The organism is Streptomyces sp. W16, from assembly GCF_033194735.1.
Taxonomy (GTDB): domain Bacteria; phylum Actinomycetota; class Actinomycetes; order Streptomycetales; family Streptomycetaceae; genus Streptomyces.
Map to the genome: position 1 here is coordinate 1 of NZ_JAWOAI010000302.1, position 12127 is coordinate 12127.

The 12127-nt window shown below is 70.8% G+C and carries 12 protein-coding genes; 5 read left to right on the forward strand and 7 right to left on the reverse strand.

The window, feature by feature from the left end; all coding sequences use genetic code 11:
- The coding region (locus R6V09_RS32370) for a saccharopine dehydrogenase family protein (protein ID WP_317885017.1) at positions 1 to 1077 on the forward strand (1077 nt) is incomplete at its 5' end.
- 6 nt (positions 1078 to 1083) lie between these two features.
- On the opposite strand, the gene R6V09_RS32375 is transcribed toward R6V09_RS32370, so the two are convergent.
- Genes R6V09_RS32375 through R6V09_RS32390 form a run of 4 tightly spaced genes read right to left on the reverse strand, consistent with a single transcriptional unit; the run spans position 1084 to position 5887 of the window.
- The gene (locus R6V09_RS32375) at positions 1084 to 2913 is read right to left on the reverse strand and encodes a sensor histidine kinase (RefSeq protein ID WP_317885018.1); all 1830 of its coding nucleotides are present in this window, start codon (positions 2911 to 2913) and stop codon (positions 1084 to 1086) included.
- On the reverse strand, positions 2910 to 3608 hold the full coding sequence (locus R6V09_RS32380) for a response regulator transcription factor (protein WP_317885019.1): 699 nt from the start codon (positions 3606 to 3608) through the stop codon (positions 2910 to 2912). Before R6V09_RS32380 ends, R6V09_RS32375 begins: the two co-directional genes overlap by 4 nt.
- 18 nt (positions 3609 to 3626) lie before the next feature.
- Positions 3627 to 4391, reverse strand: coding sequence for a L,D-transpeptidase family protein (locus tag R6V09_RS32385; protein ID WP_317885020.1), 765 nt, complete (start codon positions 4389 to 4391; stop codon positions 3627 to 3629).
- A gap of 41 nt (positions 4392 to 4432) precedes the next feature.
- The gene (locus R6V09_RS32390; RefSeq protein WP_442810198.1) at positions 4433 to 5887 is read right to left on the reverse strand and encodes a M1 family metallopeptidase; all 1455 of its coding nucleotides are present in this window, start codon (positions 5885 to 5887) and stop codon (positions 4433 to 4435) included.
- Between the two features lie 136 nt (positions 5888 to 6023).
- Between R6V09_RS32390 and R6V09_RS32395 the strand changes: the two genes are divergently transcribed.
- Entirely contained in the window at positions 6024 to 6374 is a 351-nt protein-coding gene (locus R6V09_RS32395) for a DUF488 domain-containing protein (protein ID WP_317885022.1), read from the forward strand.
- Between the two features lie 22 nt (positions 6375 to 6396).
- Here R6V09_RS32395 and R6V09_RS32400 read toward each other — a convergent pair whose 3' ends face one another.
- Together R6V09_RS32400 and R6V09_RS32405 are read right to left on the reverse strand one after the other, a co-directional pair.
- On the reverse strand, positions 6397 to 8070 hold the full coding sequence (locus tag R6V09_RS32400; RefSeq protein WP_317885023.1) for an FAD-binding dehydrogenase: 1674 nt from the start codon (positions 8068 to 8070) through the stop codon (positions 6397 to 6399).
- A gap of 73 nt (positions 8071 to 8143) precedes the next feature.
- The gene (locus R6V09_RS32405; protein ID WP_317885024.1) at positions 8144 to 8767 is read right to left on the reverse strand and encodes a TetR/AcrR family transcriptional regulator; all 624 of its coding nucleotides are present in this window, start codon (positions 8765 to 8767) and stop codon (positions 8144 to 8146) included.
- A 129-nt stretch (positions 8768 to 8896) separates the two neighbouring features.
- On the opposite strand from R6V09_RS32405, the gene R6V09_RS32410 reads away from it, so the two are divergent.
- From R6V09_RS32410 to R6V09_RS32420, 3 genes are all read left to right on the forward strand, one after another.
- Positions 8897 to 9526, forward strand: a complete 630-nt coding sequence (locus R6V09_RS32410) for an alpha-ketoglutarate-dependent dioxygenase AlkB (RefSeq protein ID WP_317885025.1) — start codon at positions 8897 to 8899, stop codon at positions 9524 to 9526.
- A 158-nt stretch (positions 9527 to 9684) separates the two neighbouring features.
- Positions 9685 to 10434 (forward strand): MBL fold metallo-hydrolase, encoded by a 750-nt coding sequence (locus tag R6V09_RS32415; protein ID WP_317885026.1) that lies wholly within the window; start codon positions 9685 to 9687, stop codon positions 10432 to 10434.
- Positions 10435 to 10443: 9 nt separating this feature from the next.
- Positions 10444 to 11679, forward strand: a complete 1236-nt coding sequence (locus R6V09_RS32420) for a DUF4032 domain-containing protein (RefSeq protein WP_317885027.1) — start codon at positions 10444 to 10446, stop codon at positions 11677 to 11679.
- A gap of 5 nt (positions 11680 to 11684) precedes the next feature.
- Here R6V09_RS32420 and R6V09_RS32425 read toward each other — a convergent pair.
- On the reverse strand, positions 11685 to 12127 hold a 443-nt coding region (locus tag R6V09_RS32425), incomplete at its 5' end, for a LacI family DNA-binding transcriptional regulator (RefSeq protein WP_317885028.1).

Below are 12127 nucleotides of genomic sequence, written 5' to 3' on the forward strand. Positions count from 1 at the left end.
GGCGCCCGGTTCCGCGCCGAGCGGCTGGACGCGAACGACGAGGAGGCCGTCGTGGCGGCGCTGCGCGCGCACGAGTGCGATGTGCTGCTGAACGCGACCGACCCGCGCTTCGTCCTCCCCCTGTTCCGCGCGGCACGGACCGCCGGCGCGAACTACCTCGACATGGCGATGTCGCTGTCCCGGCCGCACCCGGACCGGCCGTACGAGGAGTGCGGCGTCAAGCTCGGGGACGCGCAGTTCGAGGACGCGGCCGAGTGGGAGAAGGCCGGGGCACTGGCCCTCGTCGGGATGGGTGTGGAGCCGGGTCTCTCGGACGTGTTCGCCCGGTACGCCGCCGACGAACTCTTCGACGAGATCGAGGAGATCGGCATCCGCGACGGCGCGAACCTCACCGTCGACGGCTACGACTTCGCGCCCTCCTTCTCCATCTGGACCACGATCGAGGAGTGCCTCAACCCGCCGGTCGTCTACGAGGCGGACCGCGGCTGGTTCACCACGGAACCGTTCAGCGAGCCCGAGGTGTTCGACTTCCCCGAAGGCATCGGCCCGGTGGAGTGCGTGAACGTGGAGCACGAGGAGGTGCTGCTGGTCCCGCGCTGGGTCGACGCGAAGCGGGTCACCTTCAAGTACGGCCTCGGCAACCAGTTCATCGACACCCTGAAGACCCTGCACCTGCTGGGCCTGGACCGCACCGAGCCGGTCACCGTGCCGAGTGCGTCGGGGCCAACTGCCGTCTCTCCGCGGGATGTTGTCGCCGCCTGTCTGCCCGACCCCGCGACACTGGGCGACCGTATGCACGGCAAGACCTGTGCGGGCACGTGGGTGCGCGGCACGAAGGACGGGGCGCCGCGCGAGGTGTACCTCTACCACGTGGTCGACAACCAGTGGTCGATGGCGGAGTACGGCTCCCAGGCCGTGGTGTGGCAGACCGCGATCAACCCGGTGATCGCCCTGGAGCTGCTGGCCACGGGTGTCTGGACCGGCTCGGGTGTGCTGGGCCCGGAGGCGTTCCCGGCCGGCCCGTTCCTGGACCTGCTGACGGCGTACGGCTCGCCGTGGGGCCTGCGGGAGCAGTGACCGGCGTCAATCGCCTTCCGGTGACGGGGAGTTGGGCAGGCGCAGCGTGAAGACGGAGCCCGCTCCGGGTTCGCTCGCCGCCTCGACCGTGCCGTCGTGGGCGGCGACCAGGTCCCGGACGATGGACAGGCCCAGGCCACTGCCTCCGGTGCGGCGGCTGCGGGACTGATCGGCGCGCCAGAAGCGTTCGAAGACGTGCTGGAGGTTCTCGGGCGCGATGCCGGTACCGGTGTCCACGACGGTCAGGACGACGTCCTCGCCGTCGCGCCACGCGGTCAGCGTGACGGTGCCGTCGGCCGGTGTGTGACGCAGCGCGTTGGACACGAGGTTGCCGAGCACCTGACGCATACGCACCGGATCCGCCGCCAGCCAGAGCGAGTTGTCCGCCTTGCCTGTCAGCGCGACGCCCGCCGTGTCGGCGGAGACGCGGTACGCGGCGACGACCTGGTCCACGAGGTCCTCGACACGCACGGGTTCGCGGTGCAGGCGCAGGATTCCGGCGTCGGCCGCCGCGAGGTCCTGGAGGTCGTCGATCACGCGTTGCAGGACCATCGCCTCCTCATGGAGGGAGCCGAGCAGCGCCGGGTCGGGTTCGACGAAGCCGTCCCGGGTGACCTCAAGCCAGCCCCGGATGTTGGTGAGCGGGCTGCGCAGTTCATGGGCGATGTCGCTGACCATGGCCTTGCGCTGGGCCTCCATGCGTTCACGGCGTTCGGCGAGGTCGTTGAAGGCCTCGGCCAGGATGCCGGTCTCGTCCCGGGTCCGCACCGGCACCCGGACGTGCAGCTCGGGCGGTTGCTGGGCCGCCTCGGTCAGCGCGCGCAGGGGCCGTACGAGTCTCGTGGCGACGACCGCCGTCACCAGGACCGTGAGCGCCAGTACGGCCGCCGCCGCGCCGACGACCTTGGCCTTGTTCGCCGGGGAGACGTCGAAGCGGGGCGCGGTGGTGTTCCCGCCGCCCAGGAACAGTTCGGCCACCGGCGCGACGTAGGGGTCGAGTTGGGCGCGGCGCCCGTTGTCGGTGCAGGTCTGCGCTCTCCGTGCGTCGGCCGTGTCGCCCTGCTTGGCAGACGCGCCCGGAACATAGCGGGAGCCGAGGCTCTTGTCCGCGACGTCGACCGAGAAGAACATCGGGTACGTGTCGACGATACCCGCCTGCTCCAAACAGGTGCGGGTACGTATGGTCAGGTCCTTCAGTGCTCTGGTCTCGGTGGCGGTCGGGGTGTTGAGCTTCCCGTCGGCGCACTGCTCGGGCACGTCGCCGTTGGCGTTGTTGCCGTCCGCGTCGTTGAGGACGGGGCGACCGCTCGGCGTCACCGTGATGGTCGTGTCGATGCCGTTCTGGGCGAAGCACGCCTGGCGGGCCTTGGCCAGCTTCGCCAGCAGGGCCCGCTCTTTCGCGGTCAGCCGGTACGGTCCGACGACCCGGGGGTCGAGGCCGCTGAGCTGTGCGCCTGGTTCCGTGTACGTGTCGGTGTGCAGCGGGTCGACGTTCGCGGCGGCGCGGGGCGGCAGCGAGGTGCCGTGGGGTGCGGAGTCGGCGATGAGGGTGCGGTCGGAGGCGGTGAGGGCGATACGGCGGCCCATCTTCTTCGACAGCGCGCGGACGGTGGGTGCGACGCCCTTCCAGTCGGGGTGCGTCGCGGCGTATCCGCTGAGCTGCGCGAGGATGCGCATGTCGTCCGCGAGGTCCTGTCCCTGTTCCTCCCGGATGGCCCGGGTGGTGGTCTGCACCGCCAGCCAGGCCGTCGCCCCGACCGAGCAGAGCGCGATCAGCACGGTGGCGACGAGGAGGCGGACCAACAGCCGCTTGCGCAGCGGTATCCGGGGCCTCACGCGCGACCGCCGCGCAGCTTGTAGCCGACGCCGAACACGGTCAGCAGCCGGGCCGGCCGCCGTGGGTCGGCCTCGATCTTCTTGCGCAGGTTCATGATGTGGACGTCGACGGCTCGTTCCGTGGACGCCCGGTCCAGGCCCCGGGTGTACTGGAGCAACTGCCGCCGGGAGAAGACCCGTTCGGGCTCGGCGGTCATGGCGAGGAGGATCTCGAACTCGGCCGGTGTGCAGTCCACCGGTGTCCCGTCGCAGCGCACCTCGTGCCGCGCGGGATCGACGGAGAGGCCCGCCGCCCGTACGACGGTGTCCTCCTGTCTGCTCTCGGAGGCACGGCCGCTGCGCCGCAGGACCGTGCGGATGCGGGCCATCAGTTCGCGCGGGCTGTAGGGCTTGGTCATGTAGTCGTCGGCGCCGAGTTCCAGGCCGAGCAGGACGTCGTCCTCGGTGGAGCGGGCGGTCAGCATCAGGACAGGGATGTCGTCCTCGCCGCGCAGGGCCCGGCACACGCCGAAGCCGTCGATCACGGGCAGCATGAGGTCGAGCACCACGAGGTCGGGCCGGAGTTTCCTGGCCGCGGTGATGGCGGCGGCCCCGTCGTGGACCACGGTCGCGGTGTGGCCTTCGGTCAGCAGGGAGCGTCGTATCAGCTCGGCCTGCATCTCGTCGTCCTCGGCGACCAGCACATGTGCGCACATTGGGCGGATCCTAGGCGGTCAGTGCGACAGGGACGCGGCGTCGCCCATGACGACGACGGGATGCCGGGCCGGGTCCAGGGTACGCAGCAGTTCCTTCATGTGGTCCTCGGCGATGCTGACGCAGCCGTGGGTGGGGCCGCCGTGGTCGACGTGGATCCAGATGCCGCCGCCCCGCGAGGAGCCGAGGGGGCGGGTCCAGTCGAGGGGTGAAGTGCCGGGCTGCCGGTTGTAGTTGATGGCGATCACGTAGTCGAAGGACCCGGCCAGCGACTCGCCCTCGAAGCCGATGCCGGGCGACACGAAGCCCGACCCCTGGTCGTACGACAGCTTGGTGCCGGGATCCTTGAGCAGTCCGCCCGCGTCAGTGAGCGAGTAGACACCGATCGGTGAGTGCAGGTCACCGGCCATGTGGTGGTCCGACCAGCCCTTGAGCGCGTTGTGCGCGGCCCAGCTCGCGGTCTGCTGCCAGCCGTCGTCGGTGCGCTCGTACAGGGCGAGGGTGGAGAGGGGCGAGTCCTCGCCCCTGCCGGCCACCAGGACGACCTGTTCGGTGGTCGCGGGTATGCGGGCCAGCATCCTGGGCCCCACGCCCGGCAGTTGCCGGGGAGCGGCCTCGGCGGATATCTCCGACGAGGGCGAGGGCGAGGGAGAGGACGAGGACGGGGCGGCGGGAGCAGGAGCGGAGCCGGTCGCGTGGCCAGTCGCCGCCACCGCACCGCCGCCGCATCCCGTCAGAAAGAGGGATGCGGCGACGAGTGCGACCGGGGACATACGAGTGATCATGAGTCGACGATGACCGACACATGTGAGGAACTCGTCAGCTCCTACGGCTTGGCCGGCTTGCCTTTCGTGTAGAGCCAGGTGTGGAACAGAACGTCCAGTTTCTTCCCCGACTTCTGTTCCGCGAGGCTGATGAACTGTGCGGTCGTCCCGTGCCCGTAGCGGTGTCCGCCCGCCCAGGCGCGCAGGATCGCGAGGAAGGTCTTGTCGCCGACGGCCAGGCGCAGTTCGTGCAGGGCCATGGCCCCGCGGGCGTACACGGGCGTGCCGAAGATGTTGGCGCCGCTGCCCGGGTCGCCGGGCGGGAACGCCCACAGGCCGTCGGTCGCCTTGCGGGCGTACAGCGCGTCGAAGGTCTGCTGGGCGGTCTTGCCGCCGTGCTGCTCGCTGTAGAGCCACTCCGCGTAGGTGGCGAAGCCCTCGTTGAGCCAGATGTCCTTCCAGCTGGTGAGGGAGACGGAGTCCCCGAACCACTGGTGGGCGTTCTCGTGCACGAGGGTGCTGAGGTCCGGCGCCGAGTCGTAGATCGGCCGCCCCTGCGTCTCCAGGGCATAGCCGACGTCCGGGGCGTGGTCGACGATCGACCCGGCCGAGCGGAACGGGTACGGGCCGAACAGCTTGCTCTCCCACTCCAGGACGGAGGGCAGCTTCTTCAGGACGGGCGCGGCGGCGGTGGCCTCGCGGGGGTCGACGGCGTTGTACACCTTGACCCCGTCCTTGGTGGTGTACTGCTCGACCTTGAACTTTCCGACCGTCGCGGTGGCGAGGTAGGCGGCCATCGGCTCCGGCGCGTGCCAGCGGAACGTGGTCTTCCCGTGAGCCGTCTTCTGGCCCAGGAGAACGCCGTTGGCGACCGCGGTGCGCCCCTGCGGGACGGTGATCGTGAAGTCGTACGACGACTTGTCCTTGGGGTGGCTGTTCGCCGGGAACCACGTCATGGCGCCCTGCGGCTCGCCTGCCACGAAGGCGCCGTCGTCGGTGACGATCCAGCCGTCCGCCGAGCCGTCCGGGTCGGTGACCTGCTTGGGGGTGCCGTTGTAGGTGACGGCGATCTGGAACTCCTGGCCCTTGCGCAGGGCCCTGCGCGGGGTGACGACGAGTTCCTGTCCGTCGCGGCGGAAGCCGGCCTTGACGTGGTCGACCGTCAGGCCGGTGATCGTCAGGCCCTTGAAGTCGAGGTCGAAGCGGGTGAGCTTCTCGGTGGCGCGGGCGGTGAGGACCGCCTTGCCGTCGAGGTGGCGGCTCGCCGGGTCGTAGCGGAGCGTCAGTCCGTAGTGGGCGACGTGGTAGCCGCCGTTGCCGGAGAGCGGGAAGTACGGGTCGCCCACGCCGGACGAGCCGATCGTGGTGGCTCCGGCCGGTGCGGCGGCGGCGAGCAGGGCCGCGACGGCGACGGGGACGGTGGCCACGACGGCGCTGCGGCGGAGGACAGCGGTGCGTCTTGTGGACGCCTGCCGGAGGTACGTCACATGCGCTCCTACAGAGTGAGGGGTGATCATTCGTCTCAGAGACTAGGCCGCCCGCTCCCTCGAAATCCTTCATGTGCGGGTCAAGTTACGCCGCGTCGCCCCCGTACCGGGCGTCTCCGCGGACGTAGGCTCGCGGGCACCACCGCCACCCGAGGGAGCCCCGCCCGTGACCGTCCGCGTGCGCCGTGTCTACGATCCGCCCGAGCCGGAGGACGGCGTCCGCGTCCTGGTCGACCGGCTGTGGCCGCGCGGCCTGTCCAAGGACGCGGCCCGGATCGACGAGTGGCCCAAGGCCCTCACCCCGTCGACCGAACTACGCCGGTGGTACCACGCGGGCGAGGGATCGTACGAGGAGTTCGGCGGCCGTTACGAGGCGGAGCTCGCCGAGCCGGAGGCGGCTCAACTCCTGCACACCTTGCGGAACTTGGTCCGTATGGGGCCGGTGACCCTGGTGACGGCGGTCAGGTCGCCGCAGGAGAGCCACGCGGCGGTGCTGGCCCGCCTCCTCGACAGCTGAGGAGACGGGCCGTGGCGTCCGGTCAGGCGGTCTGCTTGGCCGCCGCGCGGCCCGCCGCGCGCCCGGAGAAGAGGCAGCCGCCGAGGAAGGTGCCTTCGAGGGCGTTGTAGCCGTGCACGCCTCCGCCGCCGAAGCCGGCCACCTCGCCCGCCGCGTACAGTCCGCCGATCGGCTTTCCGTCGGCGCCCAGGGCCCGGGAGTCGAGGTCGGTCTGGATGCCGCCGAGGGTCTTGCGGGTGAGGACGTGCAGCTTGACGCCGATCAGGGGGCCGGCGGCCGGGTCGAGGATGCGGTGCGGGGTGGCGACGCGGCCCAGGCGGTCGCCGATGTAGCGGCGGGCGTTGCGGATGCCCTGGATCTGGGAGTCCTTGCTGTACGGGTTGGCCATCTGGAGGTCGCGGGCCTCTATCTGGCGGCGCACCACAGCCGCGTCGAGAAGCGGCTTGTCGGTCAACTGGTTCATTTTCTCGACCAGTTGCTCCAGGTTACCGGCGGTCACGAAGTCCGCGCCCTTGCGCAGGAAGGCGTCCACCGGACCAGGTGCGCCCTTGCCGAGCAGCCGGTCGCGCAGGACCGCCTTCTTGTCCTTGGCGGTGATGTCGGGGTTCTGCTCGGAGCCCGACAGCGCGAACTCCTTCTCGATGATCTTCTGGGTGAGGATGAACCAGGAGTGGTCGTGGTCCGCCAAGTCCGCGGTGGTACGCAGGTACTTGAGGGTGCTGAGGGTGTCGTAGCCCGGCAGGCACGGGTCGGGCAGGCGGCGGCCTAGGGCGTCGAACCACAGGGAGGACGGGCCGGGCAGGATGCGGATGCCGTGGCCGGGCCAGACCGGGTTCCAGTTCTGCAGGCCCTCGGTGTAATGCCACATGCGGTCGCGATTGACCAGTCGTACGCCCGCCTCGGCGCTGATGTCGAGCATCCGGCCGTCGACGTAGGCGGGGACGCCGGTGATCATCTCGGCGGGCGGGGTGCCGAGGCGCTCGGGCCAGTACTGGCGGACGATGTCGTGGTTGGCGCCGATGCCGCCGGTGGTCACGACGACGGCCTGCGCGGTGAGTTCGAACTCGCCGATCGCCTCACGGCTGGAGGAGACACCGCGTGCCGAGTCGTCCGCGGCGAGGACCGTGCCGCGTACGCCGCGCGCCTCGCCTTCCTCGACCACCAACTCGTCGACCTGGTGGCGGTAGTAGAAGGTGAGCAGTCCGTCGCGGGCGGCCTGCCTGGCGTAGTTCACGAAGGGTTCGACGACTCCGGTGCCGGTGCCCCAGGTGACGTGGAAGCGCGGGACGGAGTTGCCGTGTCCGTGGGCGCGCAGGTCGCCGCGTTCCGCCCAGCCGACGGTGGGCAGCAGCTTGATGCCGTGTCCGTCGAGCCAGGTCCGCTTCTCGCCGGCCGCGAACTCGACGTAGGCGCGCGCCCAGCGCACCGCCCACGAGTCCTCGTCGTCGACGCGGTCGAAGCCGGCGCTGCCCTGCCAGTCGTTCCAGGCCAGGTCGAAGGAGTCCTTGATGCCGAGGCGGCGCTGTTCCGGCGAGTCGACGAGGAACAGTCCGCCGAAGGACCAGAACGCCTGCCCGCCGAGGTTGGCGGCGTTCTCCTGGTCGACGAGCGCGACCCGGCGTCCCCGGCTGGTCAGTTCATGGGCCGCGACCAGACCGGCCAGCCCGGCTCCGACGACGATGACGTCCGCATCCATGGCGACCGTTGCCCTTCTCGTTGAGTTCAGTTGGGGATTGTGTTGGGGATTCGGTTGCGAACCAGGCGATGGTTCAAGGGAGTTGTTCGGGCGTGCCGCTGCCGTCCGTCAACAGGGCGGTGAGCAGTTGCTTGAGCCAGACACGGGCGTGCTCCACGTCCTTGTCCAGCAGCAGTTGGGTGGTGACGCCGTCGTACGCGGCGACCACGGCGTACGCCGCCGCGTCCAAGTCACCGAGCACAGCGGGGAGTTCGGCGCGGGCGAGGCGGTGCGCGATCGCCCCGCGCAGCCGGGCCCGGTGTCCCAGCAGGGTCTGCGCCACGGCGGCGTCGCGGGCCGCGTGCACCAGGAAGTCGGTCTTCACCAGGAGCCAGTCCAGGTCGAGGAGCAGTACGTCGGTGACGCGGTCGACGGCGGCGGGGACGTCGAGGTCGGGGCCGTCGAGGGCGAGCGCGCCGGCCACCTGCTCGGCGATCAGGTCGGCCCGCTCCTGGTAGAGCGCGAAGAACAGCCCGTCCAGGCTGTCGAAGTTCGAGTAGAAGGCGCCCCTGCTGTAGCCGGCGGCCTCGCAGACCTCCTCGATGGAGACCCGGCCGAAGCCTTTCGCGGCGAACACGGCGAACGCGGCGTCCAGCAGGTTGGCGCGGGTACGGACCCGGCGCCTGGTCACACGCTTGGCCGTCGCCTCCGCCACCATGTCCGGACCTCCGCGTCCCGATGTTCGATACGTGAATGTATCCGATACACGGGTGTATCCAAAGAGCGAGACCCGAGGAGACCACCACTAAATAGGAACAGATATTCGAATAAGGAGTACGGTGGTCCCATGACCGCGCACCACCTCCAGGGCTCCCTCTTCGACCAGACCGACCGACTCCGCCTCGGCCCCCTCCACGGGATCCGCCGCAGCGCGCTCGGTCTCGGCGCCTGGATCGACGTGCTGCCCGGGTGGCTGAGCGGCGCCGACGCCCTGTTCGAGGAGCTGGCCGCCGAGGTGCCGTGGCGCGCCGAGCGCCGTCAGATGTACGAGCAGGTCGTGGCCGTACCCCGGCTGCTGGCCTTCTACGGCACGGACGACGCGCTGCCGCATCCGGTGCTGGCCGAGGCCCGGGACGCGCTGTCGGCGTACTACGCGCGGGAGTTGGGCGAGCCGTTCACCACGTCCGGGCTGTGCTACTACCGGGACGGCCGGGACAGTGTCGCCTGGCACGGTGACCGGATCGGGCGGGGCGCCCGCGTGGACACGATGGTGGCGATCCTCTCCGTGGGCGTGCCTCGCGACCTGCTGCTGCGTCCGCTGCGCGGCGGCGCGTCGGTGCGGCACGCGCTGGGGCACGGCGATCTGATCGTGATGGGCGGCTCCTGTCAGCGGACCTGGGAGCACTGCGTCCCCAAGACCACCCGAGCCGCGGGACCGCGCATCAGCGTGCAGTTCCGCCCGCACGGCGTGCGCTGAGGCGGAGAGGCGGCCGCTTCGGACGCACGCGGGGGCCGCCTCCGGCGGACGGTGCCGGAGGCGGCTTCCCCCGCGCGCGCCAGGACCCTACGCGTCTGGTTGGCTGGATCCCGAATGATTGGCCGGATCCGAACAGCACCACCACGCGAGGAACGATCATGCGGGCAGAAGTACGCCAAGTCGCCGACGCCGCCTATCTCGTGCACGGCAGCAACACCAACTGGGTGATCCTCACGGACGGGGACACGGCCACACTGGTGGACACCGGGTATCCCGGGGACCGTTCGCTCGTGCTCGACTCCCTTGAACAGGTGGGGAGTTCGGTGAAGGCGGTCGCGGCGGTGCTCCTCACCCACGCCCACAACGACCACCTCGGCTCGGCGGAGTACCTGCACAGCACCCACGGCACACCCGTCTACGCGCACGAGGCCGAAGTGCCGCACGCCCGCCGGGAGTTCCTGCAGCAGGTGACCCTGTGCGACGTACTGAAGAACGCCTGGCGTCCCGGCGTACTGCCCTGGGCGGGGCACACGATCCGCTCCGGAGGCATGGAACAGCATCCGGTCGCCGCGGCCGAGGCGTTCCCGGCCGGGGACGGCCCGCTCGACCTGCCCGGCCGGCCCGTGCCCGTGCACACCCCCGGCCACACGAGCGGGCACTGCGTGTTCCATCTCCCGGACAGCGGGCTCGTGATCTCCGGGGACGCCCTGGTCAGCGGCCATCCGACCTCGCGGATCAAGGGCCCGCAGCTGCTGCCCGACATGTTCCACCACGAGCGCGACCGTGCCCTCGCCTCGCTGGACATCCTCGAAGCGCTCGACGCCGACACCCTGCTGCCCGGCCACGGCCCCCTGCACACCGGTCCGATCCGTGAGGCGGCACGACGCGCCCGCGAACACACGCTCTAGGGTCGCCTCATGGCACTGCAGATCAACGCGACCAACCCCGAGCATCCGGTGCTCCTGCTGGAACTGCCCTGGGACGTTCCGCTGGAGGAGTGGCCCGACGAATACCTGGTGCCGCTGCCACGCGGCATCTCCCGGCACGTCGTGCGCTACGCCCGCGCCGGCAGCGAGGTCATAGCCGTCAAGGAGCTGGCGGAACGGCCCGCGCTGCGCGAGTACGAGCTGCTGCGCGACCTGGACCGGCTCGGCATCCCCGCCGTCGACCCCCTCGCCGTGGTCACCGGGCGCGCCGACACGGCCGGTGAGCCGCTGGAACCGGTGCTGATCACCCGGCACCTGGGTGGCTCGATGCCGTACCGCTCGATGTTCGAGACGACGCTGCGGCCGGCCACCATGCACCGGCTGATGGACGCGCTGGCCGTGCTGCTGGTGCGGCTGCACCTGGCCGGGTTCGCGTGGGGCGACTGCTCGCTGTCCAACACACTGTTCCGGCGGGACGCGGGCGCCTACGCCGCGTATCTCGTGGACGCGGAGACCGGCGACCTGCACCCGCGACTCAGCGACGGGCAGCGGGAGTACGACCTCGATCTCGCCCGCGTGAACATCAGCGGGGAACTGCTCGACCTGGAGGCGTCCGGGGCGCTGCACCCGTCCGTCGACCCGATCGAGTTCGGCATGGAGATCTGCGCCCGCTACCAGGGGCTGTGGGAGGAGCTGACCCGCGTCTCGGTGTATCCGGCGGGCAAGTACCACTTCATCGAACGCCGGATCCGGCGCCTCAACGAACTCGGCTTCGACGTGGCCGAGATGCAGATCGAGCACTCCCCGAACGGCGACACCGTCACCTTCGTGCCCAAGGTCGTCGACGCGGGCCACCACCAGCGTCAACTGCTGCGCCTGACCGGTCTGGACGCCGAGGAGAACCAGGCGCGGCGGCTGCTCAACGACCTGGAGAGCTGGATGGCCACCCAGGACGACTACGCCCCGGGCGATCCCCTCGCCGCCCGGCCCGAGGTGCTCGCGCACCGGTGGGTGCGGGACGTGTTCCGGCCCACCGTTCGGGCCGTACCGTTGGAGCTGCGCGGTTCGATGGACTCGGCCGAGATCTACCACGAGCTGCTCGAACACCGCTGGTACCTGGCCGAGCGGGCTCAGCACGACATCGATCTGGACACGGTCGTCGAGGACTACATCACCAACATCCTGCCGAAGGTCCGCGAGACCCTGGAGCCGGCGGCGCCGGAGTAGCGGGCTCAGCCCGTGCCGGGCGCGCCCGTGGTCCCCCGGACCACGAGACGCGGCGCGACGACCTGCTCACCGTCCGGTACGGCCTCGCCGTCGAGGCGGGCGATGGCGCGGCCGACGGCGAGTTCCGCGAGGCGGGGGATGTCCTGGGCGACGGTGGTGAGGTCGATGTGGGCCAGCCGGGACAGGCTCGTGTCGTCGAAACCGACCACGGAGATTTCGCCGGGGACGGTGACACCGGCCCGCAGGAAGGTGTCGAGGACGCCCGTGGCGCAGCGGTCGTTGAAGGCCAGGACCGCGCTGGGCCGCGGGTTCTCCGCGAGCAGGGTTCTGGCGGCCCGCGCGCCGTCGTCCTCGGTGAGCCCGCCGGGCAGGACACGGATGTGCTCGTCGAGGCCGTGGCGGTGCATCGCGGTGCGGTAGCCGCGGCGGCGGTCGGCGGCACCGGGCG

What these genes read in the sequence shown, in the direction of transcription:
- R6V09_RS32390 (WP_442810198.1), bottom strand. Translation starts at nt 5,887, where the DNA reads ATGATCACCCCTCACTCTGTAGGAGCGCATGTGACGTACCTCCGGCAG.
- R6V09_RS32405 (WP_317885024.1), bottom strand. Translation starts at nt 8,767, where the DNA reads ATGGTGGCGGAGGCGACGGCCAAGCGTGTGACCAGGCGCCGGGTCCGT.
- R6V09_RS32385 (WP_317885020.1), bottom strand. Translation starts at nt 4,391, where the DNA reads ATGATCACTCGTATGTCCCCGGTCGCACTCGTCGCCGCATCCCTCTTT.
- R6V09_RS32415 (WP_317885026.1), top strand. Translation starts at nt 9,685, where the DNA reads ATGCGGGCAGAAGTACGCCAAGTCGCCGACGCCGCCTATCTCGTGCAC.
- R6V09_RS32420 (WP_317885027.1), top strand. Translation starts at nt 10,444, where the DNA reads ATGGCACTGCAGATCAACGCGACCAACCCCGAGCATCCGGTGCTCCTG.
- R6V09_RS32380 (WP_317885019.1), bottom strand. Translation starts at nt 3,608, where the DNA reads ATGTGCGCACATGTGCTGGTCGCCGAGGACGACGAGATGCAGGCCGAG.
- R6V09_RS32410 (WP_317885025.1), top strand. Translation starts at nt 8,897, where the DNA reads ATGACCGCGCACCACCTCCAGGGCTCCCTCTTCGACCAGACCGACCGA.
- R6V09_RS32400 (WP_317885023.1), bottom strand. Translation starts at nt 8,070, where the DNA reads ATGGATGCGGACGTCATCGTCGTCGGAGCCGGGCTGGCCGGTCTGGTC.